Origin of the sequence: Dokdonia sp. MED134 (genome assembly GCF_000152925.2) — a bacterium.
Taxonomy (GTDB): domain Bacteria; phylum Bacteroidota; class Bacteroidia; order Flavobacteriales; family Flavobacteriaceae; genus Dokdonia.
Window position 1 is genome coordinate 383,963 of record NZ_CP009301.1, and the last position, 16,681, is coordinate 400,643.

The following is a 16,681-nucleotide window of genomic DNA, read 5'->3' on the forward strand; positions in this document are numbered from 1 at the left end:
GGCCTGTTGTAAAACATTTGACCAAAAATGAGAATACCCATTTTAATATTGACTTTTTTACTATCAAGTATCGTATTTTCTCAAGATAATATCAATCTAAAAGAATTAATTGGATTTGGATGTTATTCTGGTGGAACAAGATCTGACGTTGTGAATGACGTAACTTTTGACTTGAACGATAATAAATACAAAAAGATAATTAAGAAACTGAAATCGAAAAATCCAGCGGAAAGATATTTAGCAGTAATTGTTGCGGAACGATTAACGGAATTGAATAAATATGAATTAACGGAAATCGACAGAGGATTAATAAAAAAAGCGTACGAATCGAACGATTTAGTTTCTGTTTGTTCAGGATGTACATATTTCGACCGAATTTCGTTGAAAAAACTTCTCTCAAAAGAGAAAGAAAATTTTATGTGGACTTATGCCGAATTTTGGCTAGAAGAATATATTAAATAATGAAAGAAACTATCAAAAATAGAATTCCTATTCACGTTGATTTAGCACCAAATAGAGACGAAGTTTATTCTGGTATTTGTTTAAAATCAAACGATGACATATTCATTTTCATTTGCTTCAATGAAGAATCTAAAGAATTCGATGGTTTCGCTATCATTCGAAACTATGAAATTGAAAAATATAGAGAATGGGATAAGGAAGAGTTAAGTGAAATAAAAAAGAATAATTACTCCGATTTCATTGAAAAACTACCTCTTGAAAAAATGGAAAATATGTCCGAATGTTTATCGGAACTGAAAAACGAAAAATTGATAGCTATTTTTAAAGAATCTGATGATGATTCATATTTCGTAGGTAAGATTAAAAACCAATCGGAAAAGGAGTTAGAACTAGAACTGCTGAACGAAGATGCAGAATGGATTGGAAATGAAAAAATAAAAATTGATGAGATTAGTTACATCGGATTTGGGACGAGTTATGAAAAAGAGTTACTGAATAAAAACGTTTTACAACAACGTGTATAATTCATTGCTAGTTCTAGCTTACTTGGAAATTCCTTCGGAATTTCCTCTGGTTCGTTTTTGTTTACTAATTTAGTTGCTGAAACACGCAACGAAATCATACACAAACACGTGGCGGCTGATTGCCCAAGGGCTCGCAGTTCACGACAAAATAAGCTACACAAAATGCAGTTGTTTATTTGGTTATTACCGCAATCGTATGGCTACGCTTCAAAATCGGTTTAAGAGCGATTGTAAGGGCAATAATCAAGGATTTGGTACAGATAGATCATAGAGCAAATCTGCTAGGATTTTAAAGCTCCCACCCTACTCAATCAGCCGCCACCTTGTACCTTCCTCTCGGTCGTTCCTTCCTCGTCGGAGGCAGGACTCAAAAATGCCTAAAGGTTACAAATCTCAATTATAGAAAGCTCACACGTAGTTGCAAGAGTGCATTCCTCTCGTGCTCCCTCACTCGTCGGATGCAAGAACTATTACATAACGCGAATGTGTGCCTTCCTCTCGCTACGCTCGTCGGAGGCAGGTTTGAAAGCTCTATGCGCGGCGACAGATTCACAAATAAGTGTATATTTAAACAATCAATTAAAAAACAAAAAACAGGCACACCATCAAAATGCCGCACTCGCTTTATGTAGTGGCCTGTTGTAAGCAATTTAACCTGAGATTTAAAATGGGATTTTTTAAAAACCTTTTCGGTAGAAAAAAGGAAAATGAGTTAGGCGAATACGAACAGTATTTGAAAATACGTGAGGAGAAAGCTTATGATGAAAAAGCTAGGGGAATTTGGGCTAATTACGTTCCAAAGAATGGACAGGCGGAATTTGTGGTTGGAGAATTATTAAGAGCAATCGAAAAATTGCGGGACGAAGCTAATCGCAATGGAAACATCAATTTTAATGAAAAATGCCACGGAATATTAGTGGAATACTTGCGGGAAAAACTAACTGATGAGCGTGTATTTGACAAAGAGATTATTTCCGAAATTAATAGTGAATTGGATTTATTGAAAATTGAAGACGAACCACAAACTGGGGATGAAATTTATGATTGGATTTCGGACAGAATAATTGACTGGCATTTGATTTATGATGAACCAATAAAGCATACGAAAAATCCCGAATTGTATTGCTAAATAAAACTGCTTACAACAAAACCTATAAACAATACGGGCTTCAGGCTTAAACCAAAGGTTTGCGTATTTTTATAATGTCCGCAAAATCTTTGGGATTTTGCTCTGGACTAGAAAAAATAAATCAAAACAAAAAGATTTCGCTATGTGCGTGGCGGAAAGCAAACGTTAGTTTGCCCCCGTACTGTTCATAGCTAAACCGTGGCGGCTGATTGCCCAAGGGCTCGCAGTTCACGATAAAATAAGCTACACAAAAGGCAGTTGCATACTTGGTTATTACCGCAGTCGTATGGCTACGCTTCAAAATAGGTTTTAGAGCGATTGTAAGAGCAATAATCAAGGATTTGGTACAGATAGATCATAGAGCAAACCCGCTAGGATTTTAAAGCTCCCACCCTACTCAATCAGCCGCCACCTTGTGCCTTCCTCTCGGTCGTTTCTTCCTCGTCGGAGGCAGGACTCAAAAATGCCTAGGGCATACATCTTAAACATAGAAAGCTCAAACGTAGTTGCAACCAGCCACAACTATTACATAACGCGAATACGACATTTTTGAAAGCTCTATGCGCGGCGACAGATTCACAAATAAGTGTATATTTAGACAATCAATTAAAAAACAAATAAATACAGGCTAACCAGCAAAATGCCGCACTCGCTTTATGTAGTGGCCTGTTGTAAGTAATGCGAAAAAAACTTTGCGCACTCAAGAACTTAACGCAACAAATCTAAATTAAAAACTCTATTTTAGAGAAATGCAAACCGTTGATGAAATCCTTAAAATAAAAAATGTAAAAAATACCGCAGTTCGAACTGTGGTTTTGAGACATCTTTTAAGTCAAGAAAAAGCACAGTCTCTTAAAGACATCGAAAACGCATTAATCTATACAGACAGGAGTTCTATTTTTCGAACTTTGAAAACGTTTGAAGAGAACAAAATTATACATAGCATAGAAGATGGTTCAGGTATGATAAAATATGCTGTTTGTGCAGAAGGATGTAACTGCGACCCAAAAGACTTACACTACCACTTTTATTGTAATAACTGCAACAAAACATTTTGTCTTTTTGACGTTCCTTTTCAAAACATCGAACTTCCCGAAAACTTCAAAATACAACAAGCAAATATGGTTGTAAAAGGATTGTGTAACAACTGCAACAAATAATCTTTGCAATCGAGTTGCACCATAAGACTTTTACATTTGTAATATCATTAAAACGATATTATGAAACTTTATACTTCAATACCAAAAGAATTAAAACCTTATTTCAACACAGAATTAGAGAAATACAGAACTGAAAATATCTCTGGAAATTTATTAAATGCTTGGAATCATTTGGAACGTGCTCATATAATCGGGCAAAAATATCCTTATGCACATACTTTAGTCCATTGGAAAATGCTAAAATTTGGATTTAAAATCAAAAGCGTAATAGAAATCTTTGGTCAGATTCCAAGACTAATTTTTGGAGGTGTTAAATCCTTTGTTGGTAAAATTCCAATTGGTAATCCAGGAGGAGCCAATGTTCCTCCTCTAAAGTCATTTCCGATAAAAAAGGAATTACAAGATATTTTCACAAAAGCTGGAGTCTAATTCTAACAATTATGAAAAAAACGACATTTGAAATAACAAAAATGGATTGTCCTTCAGAGGAAAATTTAATTCGAATGAAATTAGACGGAATTTCAGGTATTGTTAATTTGGACTTTGACATTCCAAACCGAAAATTGACCGTTTTTCACAACGGAGAAATAGAACAAATTGAAAAGTCAGTTATTGAACTGAATTTGGGTGGAAAGAAAATCTCAACCGAGCAGACTGACAAAAAAGAATTTAAAGAAAATGTAGACCAAAAAAAACTACTTTGGTCTGTCCTCGCAATCAACTTTGCTTTTTTCATTATCGAAATGGCAACAGGATTAATATCAAAATCAATGGGACTTGTTGCAGATAGTCTCGATATGCTTGCGGACAGTTTTGTGTATGGAATTAGCTTATTTGCAGTTGGCGGAACGTTGATTAAGAAAAAACGGATTGCAAAGCTTGCTGGATATTTTCAGATAACACTTGCGATTATCGGATTTGTAGAAGTTCTGAGAAGATTTTTAGGAGACGAGAAACTTCCAGACTTTTCGACAATGATTATCGTTTCAATTTTTGCACTAATAGCAAATGGAATTTGTCTTTACATTTTACAAAAATCAAAGAGCAAAGAGGAGACACATATGAAAGCGAGTTTGATTTTCACTTCGAATGATGTGATTATAAATTTGGGAGTAATAATTGCAGGGATTTTAGTGAATTGGTTAAGTTCTAATACACCCGATTTGATTATAGGAACAGTCGTTTTTGTATTGGTAATTCAAGGTGCATTTCGAATACTGAAATTGAGTAAGTAACAAAAAAGCACTACTTACAACAATGTATAAAAAACATAGGGCAGTTTTCGCTTGCCAAAAGGTCTGTGTCAATTTACAAAGTCGCCAAATATAAAATTTGGCATTTCAACAAAAAAGATAAAAGCAAAATATTATATTTGGCTTAGTACCAAAACGAAACGTATCGCTTATCACCTGCCCTACGTTTCTTATACTGAACGTGGCGGCTGATTGCCCAAGGGCTCGCAGTTCACGATAAAATAAGCTACACAAAAGGCAGTTGCATACTTGGTTATTACCGCAATCGTATGGCTACGCTTCAAAATCGGTTTAAGAGCGATTGTAAGAGCTATAATCAAGGATCTGGTACAGAATCATCATAGAGCAAACTAGCTAGGATTTTAAAGCTCCCACCCTACTCAATCAGCCGCCACAGGCCACTACTCAAAAATGCCTAGGGCATACATCTTAATTATAGAAAGCTCACACGTAGTTGCAACCAGACACAACTATTACATAACGCGAATACGACATTTTTGAAAGCTCTATGCGCGGCGACAGATTCACAAATAAGTGTATATTTAGACAATCAATTAAAAAACAAATAAATACAGGCTAACCAGCAAAATGCCGCACTCGCTTTATGTAGTGGCCTGTTGTAAAACATTTGAGAGGAACATTTTTCATATCAATATTGATTTTTCTGCTGATAAGTTGCGGACAAAATAATAGCGAAAAAAATAATCGGAAAAATGAAAAACCCGAGCAAAATTTTTTCACATTTAGATTGATCGATAATAAATTTATTGAGTTTGATTTAGATACTCTTTCAAATTTTAACGAGATAATAAAAATTCAAAACAAAATAGACTGTAATAAAAATTACGCTTTATTTAAACTCAAAACTGACACAAAGATTTATAATATTCAACCATTACAGTTTTGTGAGGATATATTTGACTATAAATTAAGAGAAGTAGTTTATGTAAATACTGAAAGTATAACGGTAAATTATGAATTACAATACCCAATAGATAGTTTGAAAATGGTTTTAAACAATCATCTGAGAAATCCGAATAATGACAGAAATTATCCTTCACCTGATGAACAAAGACTGATAAGTATAAATGTTGATAACATTAAAAACATTATTGAGACAAAAACACTCTTACTTAAAATAATTACTAATATTAACGAACTGAATATAAAAACGAATTTTTCATTTATGTTTGAGGAAAGAGGAATAATCCTAATAATTGAGGAATAAAAAACGTTTTACAACAATGTATAAAAATAATTGCTCAAATTTGGGCTTAATCAAAGGTCGTTGCAAGTTTACTACGTCTGATTTTCCTTCGGAAAATCCTCGCACGTAAACCCGCAACTATTCTTATACGAGACCGTTAGGCACAAGCTGAAAAAAAAATTGGAACTTACAATAAATATATCGAAAAGAAAGAAAAGCATTTTTGAAATTCCCATTATTGGCGGAATATTAAAAATTATAGTTTCTATCATAATGGTTGTAGTGGCGATATTGGCGATTATTTTTGTTATGCCGTATCATTTTATAAAATATAAACTTCTTGGATATAAGCGAACCGAAGAAAAAAATCCAGAGCCACCAACTTTGATTGAAACTGATAATTATAGACTTACTCGTGAATACATTGAGGACCCAAATGACGAACATCAATTAGCTTTAGATTTTTTATATTCTATTGTTGAATATGGCGATGAGAGTGCGGTATTTTTTGTCAGAAATGAAGGTAAAAAGACCGAACTTGATGGAAAATACTTAACTCTTTTCCAACATAAATTAAATGATTGTCTATTATTACAACAGATTAGAATTAATGAATTTGGCAAACCAACTTCTGATTTGATAAAATTTGATGTTATATCTGGAAAAATTCAAATTATAAGAGAAATTGGGCAATTTGAATTGGACAAATTTGATACTGATAAAAACGAAATTGTTGGTTATAATTCAGAAGAAAATATTACAATTAAAGTGCAGAAAGCCTGTGCCTAACAACGTATAAAAACAATAGGGCAATTGTAGCAAAACCGAATGGTTCGGGCGCATTTGCAAAGTCGCCAAATTTTTAAATTTGGCTTATTGAGAAAGAAAAAGTAATAAGAAAAATTTAAAAATTCGGCTTGTGTTTAACCGAATGGTTAGCGGGTATTTTCCGCCCTACTGTTATTATACAAGAACGTGGCGGTTGATTGCCCAAGGGCTCGCAGTTCACGACAAAATAAGCCACACAAAAGGTAGTTGTAAACTTGGTAATTACCGCAATCGTATGGCTACGCTTCAAAATCGGTTTAAGAGCGATTGTAAGGGCTATAATCAAGGATTTGTTACAGATAGATCATAGAGCAAATCTGCTAGTATTTTAAAGCTCCCACCCTACTCAATCAGCCGCCACCTTGTGCCTTCCTCTCGGTCGTTCCTTCCTCGTCGGAGGCAGGACTCAAAAATGCCTAAAGGTTACAAATCTCAATTATAGAAAGCTCACACGTAGTTGCAAGTGTGCATTCCTCTCGCTCGTCCCTCTCTCGTCGGATGCAAGAACTATTACATAACTCGAATGTTGTGCCTTCCTCTCGCTGCGCTCGTCGGAGGCAGGTTTGAAAGCTCTATGCGCGGCGTACAAATCCAAAATTCATTGTATATTTAGTCCAAACAAATCAAGACCACAATACAAAGCAAACCAGCAATCCCGATGGCTATCGGGAGCCGCACTCGCTTTATGTAGTGGCCTGTTGTAAGTCATTTGAGAAACTATGGAACAAAAAACATTAAAATATTTAAGAGTATTTATACCTGGATTTGTTTTACTTCTTGGACTATATCCAATGTACAATCATTATTTTTCAGAAATCTATGACATTACAAGCTTACACGTAATGTACATTTCCTTTATATCATTATTGCTAGGCGCTGTTTACTATCAATTAAACATTCAAAGAATAATAACTAAACCTTCACATTACTTCATTACTAAAAATATTTTAGACAAGCTTATTTCTGCATACGATAGAGAAATTAGTACGGAAGAAAGAAAAACATTGAAATATAAAGATGCCTATATGACTACTTTTTACAAAGTAATTGATAATGATGAATCTTTAAAAAGGAAAGGAGAAAACGTAAAATTTAATGGAATATTTTGGACTTCAACAGCTGATATTTCACTAATATTTATTGTCCTTTTTTTTATTTACAAATATTTCTTTGCAGAAATAAAAAATATTGAATTGCTTACTACGTTTTTACTTTACACAGCAATAATCTCATTTATACTGCATTTAATTTCAGTAAAAAAGCACATTAATCTGTCAAATAAACAACTAAATCCAATTGTGAACGATAAAGAATTGTCATCTATTGTTAAAACAAAATTTGATGACATTTTAAAATAATCGTATGCAAAAAACACCTAAAAAGGATAAAGAAGTAATCAAAATAATAATTCGTGAATACCAAAAGAACACACTTCCTTGGTATATTGGATATAGTGGAGGAAAAGATTCCTCTTCAATGCTAAAATTAGTTTTTAATGCTTTAAAACAAGTAGATTCTTTTCATAAACCAATTACTGTCCTCTATTGTGATACAGGGTGTTGAAAATCCAATTGTAACAACTTATGTATATGAAACCTTTGATAAACTAAAAAGAGAATGTGAGGAGCTAAATATACCTTTGATTTTTAAAATAGTTAAGCCAAAATTAGAAGATAGATTCTTTGTAAAAGTGATTGGTAGAGGCTATCCTACACCTACTAATATTTTTCGATGGTGTACAGACAAATTAAGAATTAATCCCGTTAAACAGTTAATTGATAAAGATGAGAAAGCTGTAATATTACTTGGAGTGAGAAGTTCTGAAAGTGAGCAAAGAGATAGAACAATATCTAAACACAGAACAGATAATGAATACTATCTAAAACAAAGTGGTTCATCAAAGAACATTATTTTTAGTCCAATTATTAATCACGCTTTAGAAGACGTTTGGCTAACATTACGCTATAATAAATTACCAAAAAGCATTGACTTTAATCAAATTAGAACAATATACCAAGATGCCGAATCCGAATGTCCCGTTTATAGAGAGTCAAAAGGTTCTTCTTGTGGAAATTCAAGATTTGGATGTTGGACTTGTACTGTTGTTAGAAAAGATAAATCAATGGGTAATATGATAGAAAATGGATATTCGGAATTGAAAGAATTATATGCATTTAGAAATTGGATTGCTGAATTTAGAGACAACACAAAATATAGATGTTCCTACAGAAGAAATGGAGTTAAAGGATTAGGACCAATAACTTTAGAGGGAAGAAAAATAATTCTGGAAAAATTATTGATTACTGAACAATTAAGCGGTTTGAATTTAATATCCAAAGATGAAATAAATAGAATATACGAACTTTGGGAAGTCGATAAAACAAACCTGAACTACCAAGAAAACGCCTTACAACACCGTATATAATTTATTGCTTAGTCCTCACCTACTTACGAAAGTTTGTGAGGACTTTTTATTCAGTTATTATTTACTAAATTAGTTGCTTGAAACACGCAACAAACCATATACAACAACGTGGCGGCTGATTGCCCAAGGGGCTTGCAGACCACGATAAAATAAGCCACACAAAAGGCAGTTGCATATTTGGTGATTACCGCAATCGTATGGCTACGCTTCAAAATCGGTTTAAGAGCGATTGTAAGGGCTATAATCAAGGATTTGGCACTGATCGATTATAGAGCAAATCTGCTAGGATTTTAAAGCTCCCACCCTACTCAATCAGCCGCCACCTTATGCCTTCCTCTCGGTCGTTCCTCACTCGTCGGAGGCAGGACTCAAAAATGCCTAGAGCATACATCTCAATTATAGAAAGCTCACACGTAGTTGCAAGTGTGCATTCCTCTCGCTCGTCCCTCTCTCGTCGGATGCAAGAACTATTACATAACGCGAATGTGTGCCTTCCTCTCGCTACGCTCGTCGGAGGCAGGTTTGAAAGCTCTATGCGCGGCGTACAAATCCAAAATTCATTGTATATTTAGTCCAAACAAATCAAGACCACAATACAAAGCAAACCAGCAATCCCGATGGCTATCGGGAGCCGCACTCGCTTTATGTAGTGGCCTGTTGGGCACAATTAAAACGAAACAATATTGATTGATATTGAAAAATACAGAAAGAAAGCTTTACAAATTTTAAGTCCAATCAAACCTGCTGACAAAGGAACAAATGCAGTAAATGACTTTTTGTTTAGTGCTAAAAGAAGCGAAGCAAGTAGACAATTGCCAGAGTATTATTTAATATTCTTTCTTTTTTCCGATTTGTTGAATTTTAAGAACCTTGGTCGCTTCGAAAAAATAGCTTGGTCATTTCCTATCGATTACAAAGGTAAAGCCTTTCTTATCGAACATCGAAAATTTGGTGTTGGAGTATTTATTCAAGACGAAGAAGACCAAGAAATAGCTAAAGAAATAGCTAAGAAAATTTCAGGTGCAGTAAAGAGTATTAGACCATATTATGACTATCTAGCTGAAGAAGCTGTATCAAATTCCGAATTCAATGTTATAAATAACAACAGGCAATTATTTGATAGATTTAACTTCCTACTTGATTTCTATAAAACGGAATATCAAAAATTCATAGACAACAAAGGAAAAACCGAAAAGAAAGTAGAAAAGTCCGAATTTGGTGAGTTCACAACAATCACCTCATTGGATTTTGAATTCAAGCAAAGAGCTAATTGGTTAGCAATTTCCTGCATTGAAGCTTTTTTTAGTTGGACAGAGCATCTGTTTATTCATCTTGCGATTATCGGACAAAATTTAAGCGATGGCGAAAAGGTTTCGGAACTGATTGGCGCTGAATGGAAAACTAAATTCAAAGCAGCAATTCCAATTGAATCGTCAAAAGAAGCGGAGAGTTTTTATAACGAGTTAATTACAGTAAGAAATCAATTAAGAAATTTTGTAGCGCACGGTGCATTTGGTAAGGATGGGAATGCGTTTAGATTTCATTCCAAAACAGGAGCTGTGCCTGTTTTAATGAACCATAAAAAAAATAAAAACAAATTTTCGCTACACGGATTTCTAACTTTTAAAGAAAATGAAGTAATTGAATTAATCGAAGAGTTTATAAAATTTCTTTGGTCAGATATTACAGCACCAGCAATGGAATACACACAAGAATATCAATTACCAACTATTCTAACACTTTCGGCAAATGGAACTTATAAAGCTGCTTGTGATAGTATGGAAAATATGAGAGCTTTTGCTGATGAAATTATGAATGAACTCGAAAATGCAGCTAATATGGATTGGTAAAATAACCGTGCCCAACAATGTATAAAAATAATAGCGGTTTAATCGCTAAAAAAGAAGTAAGTGAATATGAAAAGGTCTGAATTTAACCGAAAAGTTAGTGGATTTTAATCCGCTACTATTCTTATACTAGACCGTGGCGGCTGATTGCCCAAGGGCTCGCAGTTCACGACAAAATAAGCCACACAAAAGGTAGTTGTAAACTTGGTAATTACCGCAATCGTATGGCTACGCTTCAAAATCGGTTTAAGAGCGATTGTAAAGGCTATAATTAAGGATCTGGCACAGATAGATTATAGAGCAAATCTGCTAGGATTTTAAAGCTCCCACCCTACTCAGCCGCCACCTTGTGCCTTCCTCTCGGTCGTTCCTTCCTCGTCGGAGGCAAGACTCAAAAATGCTTAGGGCATACATCTTAAACATAGAAAGCCCACACGTAGTTGCAAGTATGCATTCCTCTCGTGCGTCCCTCTCTCGTCGGATGCAAGAACTATTACATAACGCGAATTTATGCCTTATTATAAATCTCATCCAGCATCATTCTCTCAGTCGCTAACTCCTTCGTCGATGATGAGAGAGGCAGGTTTGAAAGCTCTATGCGCGGCGACTAATCCAAAATTCATTGTATATTTAGTCCAAACAAATCAAGACCACAAAGTAAAGCAAACCAGCAATCCCGATAGCTATCGGGAGCCGCACTCGCTTTATGTAGTGGCCTGTTGGCTACAATTATGAAAAAACACCTACTTATACTTTTGATTTTATTGTATTCTGGAGATGCGTGTATTGGTCAAATCCAAGACAATACTCACAATCTACTTTCAGAAAACAATGAGATCTCCAATATTGTAAAGGAAATCATCAAACAAAATCTTGTAAACAAACAATTTATTTTTTTAGGTGAATCGTTTCATAAATCAGGATCTGACTTAGTTTACAAAACAAAATTTGTAAAATATTTAGTTGAGGAACTCGGATTTCAAAATATTGCTTTTGAATCGGACTTTTATGGATTGTATCTAGACAAGAATCCAAGAAATATCTATTGGACTTGGTATGGAGCAAATCAGTGTATAGAACTATTTGATTTTATTAAAGAGAAAAACATTGATATTTGGGGAATTGACAGTCAATTACATTCTAATTACTCAAAAAGGAATTTTCAATTTGAATTAAAAGAAAAGTTAAATGAATTGAACATTACTCTGACGCAATCATTCATCTCAAAAACGAAATATTTAGTTGATTATCAGTTTAATGCAAAAGAAAATATTTCAAATTCTGAACTCAACTCATATCTAAATGAACTTGATCAAATCACCCAAATAGTAAATACATTAGATGAGCCATTTCTTTTGCAGTCTTTGAAAAACCTTAAAAGCAGTGCAATAATCTATATGACAGAAGATATTAAAGTTGGTATGGCAAACAGAGACCGACAAATGGCTGATAACTTAGATTTTTTATCAAAGCAATTTCCCAACAAAAAATTCATAGTTTGGGCTGCTAATGCGCATATCGCAAAAACGGATAGCGAGTATATGGGAGAGGCTACAATGGGTTGTGAATTCTTAAAAGCAAATCAAAATAACTCTTATCACGTTGCTTTTGCCTCTATCAAAATGCCTTACCGGAAATTAAAAAAAATTGAGAAACAAGCTGAAAAAAAGAATTGCTTACTTTACTATTTACCAGATCGAAACAATGATTATTTCATTGATATAGAAAAGGCTGTTAAAGTAAATAATGACTTAAAAAATCAAGAATTTCTGGCCAACCTATGGAGTGGACCAAAGAAACACCTTAATACCAAATGGCTTGAACATTTTGACGCCATTGTTTATATAGAAAATGGTGAATTGGCGACATTTAGAAAATAACAGTTGCCAACAAAGAACTGAGTTATAAGCAAGCCTACTTCTACAGAGCTCAGCACAGGCTTTTAAGCTTGTTTAGATCTATAATTCTCATCGCAATGTCTTCTTGATTTTAAGCTTTCGCGAAAGCGTCATCTTTCTTAAATACTTGTATATTTAGAGAATCAATTAAAAAACAAACAACAGGCTATCCAGCAAAGCTTGTACTGAGCTTGTCGAAGTATACCGCATCCGCTTTATGTAGTGACCTGTAGGCAACAAGCTATGAAAAAATTCAACAAACAAATAAGATTATTATATTTTAAATGGTCAATTTTACAACCATTGAAATTTATCATTATTACAACTATACTGAGTCTAATACTTATGATTCCACTAGCATTTGCACTCGAATTATTAAATGTAGGAGAAAATGAAATCGGAGGAATAAAAGCTGACGAATATTCTTTTCTAGGACTGATTATATCAGTGGTGATTGCTGCTCCTTTGATTGAAACTTTAATTTTTCAATCAATTCCGATTAAAATAATTCAAAAATTAGTGAATAACAGATTTAACTTATTTACAATATTGATTTCTTCACTTTTATTTTCATTTGCTCATTACTTTTATAGTGTTTGGTATAGCATTATGATTTTACCATTAGGCATTTTATTAGCTCTAACCTATCTGATTTTTCAAAAAAGAAAGGAATCAAGTTATTGGATAACAACATATGTTCACGGATTGAGAAACTTGATTGGAGTCATTTTGATTTTGACTGAAAGGATATAAAAAGCCAGTTGACAACAATGGTTATAATTAATTGCTCGTTCTCGCCTACTTCTGAAAATCATCGCGGATTTTCAGTTTGGTGTATGTATACTTGGTGATCAAACTTATAGGTTAAGAATAGCCGTGGTGCGCTGTAGTTCTTTATTAAAATGCTCTTTGGTGATTTCTTCCTTGTAGCTAGGTACAATTTCTTTAAGTTTTTTCTTTCCTTCTGGGGAGTTCATTATCTCTGGGAAGGCTTGCTCTAGTACGTCTAGCATTATTTTGGGTGCGGTAGATGCTCCTGGAGATGCTCCAAGTAAACAAGTGATCTTACCGTCAGAACCACTTACAATTTGAGTTCCAAATTCTAGTTTACCACCTTTAAACTCATCTCGTTTTATGGTTTGTACACGCTGGCCGGCAACTTCTATACGCCAGTCTTCGTTTTTTGCATCTTTTATAAAATTACGTAGCTCGTTCATACGGTCATCAAAGGTCATCGTGACCTGGCCTATGAGGTATTTTGTAAGATCAAGATTATGCCAGAAAGCGCCTAGCATAGACGGGATGTTTTTAAAATTGACACTTTTTACGAGATCTAGATTAGACCCCTGCTTTAAAAACTTGGGACTAAAACCAGCAAAAGGGCCAAACATAAGTTGCTTCTCACCATCTACATAGCGAGTGTCTAGGTGCGGCATACTCATAGGTGGAGCGCCTTCTCCCGCTTTGCTATATACTTTTGCATTGTGTTGCTCTATAAGCTCTTTGTTTTTACAAACCAGCCAGCCACCACTCACAGGAAAACCGCCAAAACCATCCTTCTCCTCTATCTCTACAGTCTCAAGTAGTAACAACGCACCGCCGCCTGCACCTATAAAAATATGGTCTGCCTCTATAGATTGTTTCTTACCTGTTTTAAGATCTTTTGTAATTGCCGTCCAGTTACCATTGTCTAATGGGTCAAGATCTTCTACTTCTTTGTGAAAGTGTACGGGTGTGTCAAAGGCTGTTGCTAGTATTTCATATAAACGCTTGGTAAGCACGCCAAAGTTAACCTCTGTGCCACGATCTATACGTGATCCAGCCATTACCTCATCTTCTGTGCGATCGTGCATTATAAGCGGGAACCAGTCTCTCATTTTACTTATTTGATCTGTATACTCTATGGTGTCAAACATAAAGTGCTCTTTAAAGGCTTCAAAACGCTTTTTAAGAAACGTGACGTTCTTCTCTCCTGTTACCCAACTATGATGTGGTATGGGCTTTAAAAAGTGCTGAGGGTCCTCTATAAATCCTTTTTCTACGAGATGTGCCCAAAACTGTTTTGTGATTTCAAATTGCTTACAGATCTCTATGGCCTTTTTTATAGAGACAGAACCATCTTCTTGCTCTGGGCAATAATTGAGTTCACAAAGTGCCGAGTGACCCGTACCTGCATTATTCCAAGCGGCCGAACTTTCTTGCGCAACATCACCTAGACGTTCTAAAATTAAAATGCTCAAATCTGGCTTAAGCATCTTTGCCATAAGTGCAAGATTTGCACTCATAATTCCACCACCTACACAAATGAGATCGTAATGATTTTTCGGAATTTCTCTGTTCATAAAAAAGGGTTTATGGTATAAAGGTATCGAAATCTAAACTTACAATTTGAACCCTCATTTATTAATAAAATAAACAAGCTGCTATGTTACTCAATTGGTCTCAAAAACCCAGTATAGACATCTCTTATACGTTAAATTTTAACTTAAAATCACTATTTTGAGAGTAATAGGGTTTCTCTATAAAGCACATATTTAGTATTAAATAAAAACTTTATTTAAAAACTGTAAGCAATTGATTATAAGTGTTTAAAATAAATATTTTTAATCAAAAACTCCCACTATAAACAATGTCTATAGTGGGAGTTTTGCATAAATTATGCACTACTGTAGCAGTCCTTCTATTTTTTCTATGACAGCTTGAGCAGCTCTTTCTCCAGAGATCATTGCGGCGTTAAGAGAGCCGTTAAGAAGATGGTCTCCAGCAAGAAAAATTGTGTCTTTAAGTTGCGTTTCAGACGCTTCACAATCCATACGTAAATTGTCAAGTTTAGGTAAAGCTCGCGGAATCACATATGCTTTTAAGAAAGTAACATCTGTGATATTGCAGTAAGTTGCGAGCTCTGAAGTAACAGTTGCAACAAGTGCTTTTTCAGATAAATCTTGATCGTCTACTACGGTTACAGAGAGTAGATTTTTTGCTCCAGTAGTTGCAGTTTCTAGCGCATCTACATAGAAGATGTTATTAATTCTCGTGTTCTCATCTGCTACAAGTTGGATCAAGGGTTGCTTCTTCCCTACTGCTTCTACCTCATAATATAAGTTTACACAAGACTTCCAGGGAGTCTCTTGACCTCTTAGGTTTGCTATAAACTGGCTAGCTTCTGTAGCTATAATAGTATAATCGCTCTCTAGGGAAGTTCCGTTTGTGAGGGTGATGGTGTTATCTTCTACACTTGCTACACTCGTATTAAACATAAAAGTGGTGTTTTTGAGCTGTGAAGAGAGTTGTTTAGGTATTGCTTCTATTCCAGCTTTTGGCACAGTGGCCATCCCTTCTCCAAACATTTTATACACAAACTCAAACATACGGCTTGAGGTGCTAAGCGCTGTCTCTAAGAAAATACCACTGAAAAACGGCTTAAAGAAATCTGTAATCATCGCCTGGCTAAAGCCTCTCTTGCGCAGGTAAACTAGTGTAGAGCTCTCAGGAGTATTAAAAATCTCTTCTATAGATTTGTTTTTTAAATCCTTGTTAAGCTTAAGTACCTTAACCTTGTCACCTAGTGTACCTACAGATGAGGTCATTGTAGGTATAAGCATCTTGATACTGCGTGTAGGGTCGCCTATAGATTGAGATTTGCGGTTTTTAAATATAGTTGCTCCTGGTAAAAAAGATTGTAGCTCTAAGGCCTTATAATCTAGATATTCCTTTGCTTTTGGGTATGCGTCTAGTAGCACTTGAAAACCGTGATCTAGCTGGTAACCGTTTACAACATCTGTCTTTACACGACCACCTGCCCTATCTGTCGCTTCTATGAGTATGGGCGCATACCCTTTGCTTTCTAGCTGTATTGCTGCAATGAGGCCGCTTATTCCTGCGCCTATGATATGTATTTTATGAGTAGAATTGTTCATATATGAAGTAGTATAAGTGATATTTTTTTTG

The 16,681-nt window shown here is 34.9% G+C and carries 16 protein-coding genes; 14 read left to right on the top strand and 2 right to left on the bottom strand.

Annotated elements, in window-relative coordinates:
* Nucleotides 1–27 precede the first annotated feature (27 nt).
* The 14 genes from MED134_RS01695 (at nucleotide 28) to MED134_RS01755 (ending at nucleotide 13,486) form a co-directional block, all read left to right on the top strand.
* Nucleotides 28–462, top strand: a complete 435-nt coding sequence (locus tag MED134_RS01695) for a hypothetical protein (RefSeq protein WP_021779107.1) — start codon at nucleotides 28–30, stop codon at nucleotides 460–462.
* Entirely contained in the window at nucleotides 462–986 is a 525-nt protein-coding gene (locus MED134_RS01700) for a hypothetical protein (RefSeq protein WP_021779106.1), read from the top strand. Before MED134_RS01695 ends, MED134_RS01700 begins: the two co-directional genes overlap by 1 nt.
* Before the next feature lie 667 nt (nucleotides 987–1,653).
* A complete protein-coding gene (locus tag MED134_RS01705; RefSeq protein ID WP_021779105.1) occupies nucleotides 1,654–2,115 on the top strand; it encodes a hypothetical protein in 462 nt (153 codons plus the stop codon).
* A 749-nt stretch (nucleotides 2,116–2,864) separates the two neighbouring features.
* Nucleotides 2,865–3,275 carry a Fur family transcriptional regulator gene (locus MED134_RS01710; RefSeq protein WP_021779104.1) on the top strand — a complete coding sequence of 137 codons (411 nt, stop codon included), beginning with the start codon at nucleotides 2,865–2,867 and terminating at the stop codon, nucleotides 3,273–3,275.
* 60 nt (nucleotides 3,276–3,335) lie between these two features.
* A complete protein-coding gene (locus MED134_RS01715) occupies nucleotides 3,336–3,704 on the top strand; it encodes a DUF3703 domain-containing protein (RefSeq protein WP_021779103.1) in 369 nt (122 codons plus the stop codon).
* 11 nt (nucleotides 3,705–3,715) lie between these two features.
* Nucleotides 3,716–4,510 carry a cation transporter gene (locus MED134_RS01720; protein WP_021779102.1) on the top strand — a complete coding sequence of 265 codons (795 nt, stop codon included), beginning with the start codon at nucleotides 3,716–3,718 and terminating at the stop codon, nucleotides 4,508–4,510.
* Nucleotides 4,511–5,156: 646 nt separating this feature from the next.
* Nucleotides 5,157–5,756, top strand: coding sequence for a hypothetical protein (locus tag MED134_RS01725; protein WP_038596843.1), 600 nt, complete (start codon nucleotides 5,157–5,159; stop codon nucleotides 5,754–5,756).
* Nucleotides 5,757–5,915: 159 nt separating this feature from the next.
* Nucleotides 5,916–6,524, top strand: a complete 609-nt coding sequence (locus MED134_RS01730) for a hypothetical protein (protein WP_021779100.1) — start codon at nucleotides 5,916–5,918, stop codon at nucleotides 6,522–6,524.
* Nucleotides 6,525–7,282: 758 nt separating this feature from the next.
* Nucleotides 7,283–7,921 carry a hypothetical protein gene (locus MED134_RS01735; RefSeq protein ID WP_021779099.1) on the top strand — a complete coding sequence of 213 codons (639 nt, stop codon included), beginning with the start codon at nucleotides 7,283–7,285 and terminating at the stop codon, nucleotides 7,919–7,921.
* Between the two features lie 4 nt (nucleotides 7,922–7,925).
* Nucleotides 7,926–8,126 carry a hypothetical protein gene (locus tag MED134_RS14625; protein WP_021779098.1) on the top strand — a complete coding sequence of 67 codons (201 nt, stop codon included), beginning with the start codon at nucleotides 7,926–7,928 and terminating at the stop codon, nucleotides 8,124–8,126.
* Nucleotides 8,110–8,988, top strand: a complete 879-nt coding sequence (locus tag MED134_RS01740; protein ID WP_021779097.1) for a phosphoadenosine phosphosulfate reductase family protein — start codon at nucleotides 8,110–8,112, stop codon at nucleotides 8,986–8,988. Before MED134_RS14625 ends, MED134_RS01740 begins: the two co-directional genes overlap by 17 nt.
* 683 nt (nucleotides 8,989–9,671) lie before the next feature.
* Complete coding sequence (locus tag MED134_RS01745; protein ID WP_021779096.1) at nucleotides 9,672–10,838, top strand: hypothetical protein; 1,167 nt, start codon at nucleotides 9,672–9,674, stop codon at nucleotides 10,836–10,838.
* A 728-nt stretch (nucleotides 10,839–11,566) separates the two neighbouring features.
* The gene (locus tag MED134_RS01750; RefSeq protein WP_021779094.1) at nucleotides 11,567–12,715 is read left to right on the top strand and encodes an erythromycin esterase family protein; all 1,149 of its coding nucleotides are present in this window, start codon (nucleotides 11,567–11,569) and stop codon (nucleotides 12,713–12,715) included.
* A gap of 261 nt (nucleotides 12,716–12,976) precedes the next feature.
* A complete protein-coding gene (locus MED134_RS01755; protein ID WP_021779093.1) occupies nucleotides 12,977–13,486 on the top strand; it encodes a CPBP family intramembrane glutamic endopeptidase in 510 nt (169 codons plus the stop codon).
* Nucleotides 13,487–13,590: 104 nt separating this feature from the next.
* Here MED134_RS01755 and mqo read toward each other — a convergent pair whose 3' ends face one another.
* Both mqo and MED134_RS01765 read right to left on the bottom strand, forming a co-directional pair.
* On the bottom strand, nucleotides 13,591–15,075 hold the full coding sequence (gene mqo, locus MED134_RS01760; RefSeq protein ID WP_021779092.1) for a malate dehydrogenase (quinone): 1,485 nt from the start codon (nucleotides 15,073–15,075) through the stop codon (nucleotides 13,591–13,593).
* 321 nt (nucleotides 15,076–15,396) lie between these two features.
* Nucleotides 15,397–16,650, bottom strand: coding sequence for an NAD(P)/FAD-dependent oxidoreductase (locus tag MED134_RS01765; RefSeq protein WP_038596850.1), 1,254 nt, complete (start codon nucleotides 16,648–16,650; stop codon nucleotides 15,397–15,399).
* Nucleotides 16,651–16,681 lie beyond the last annotated feature (31 nt).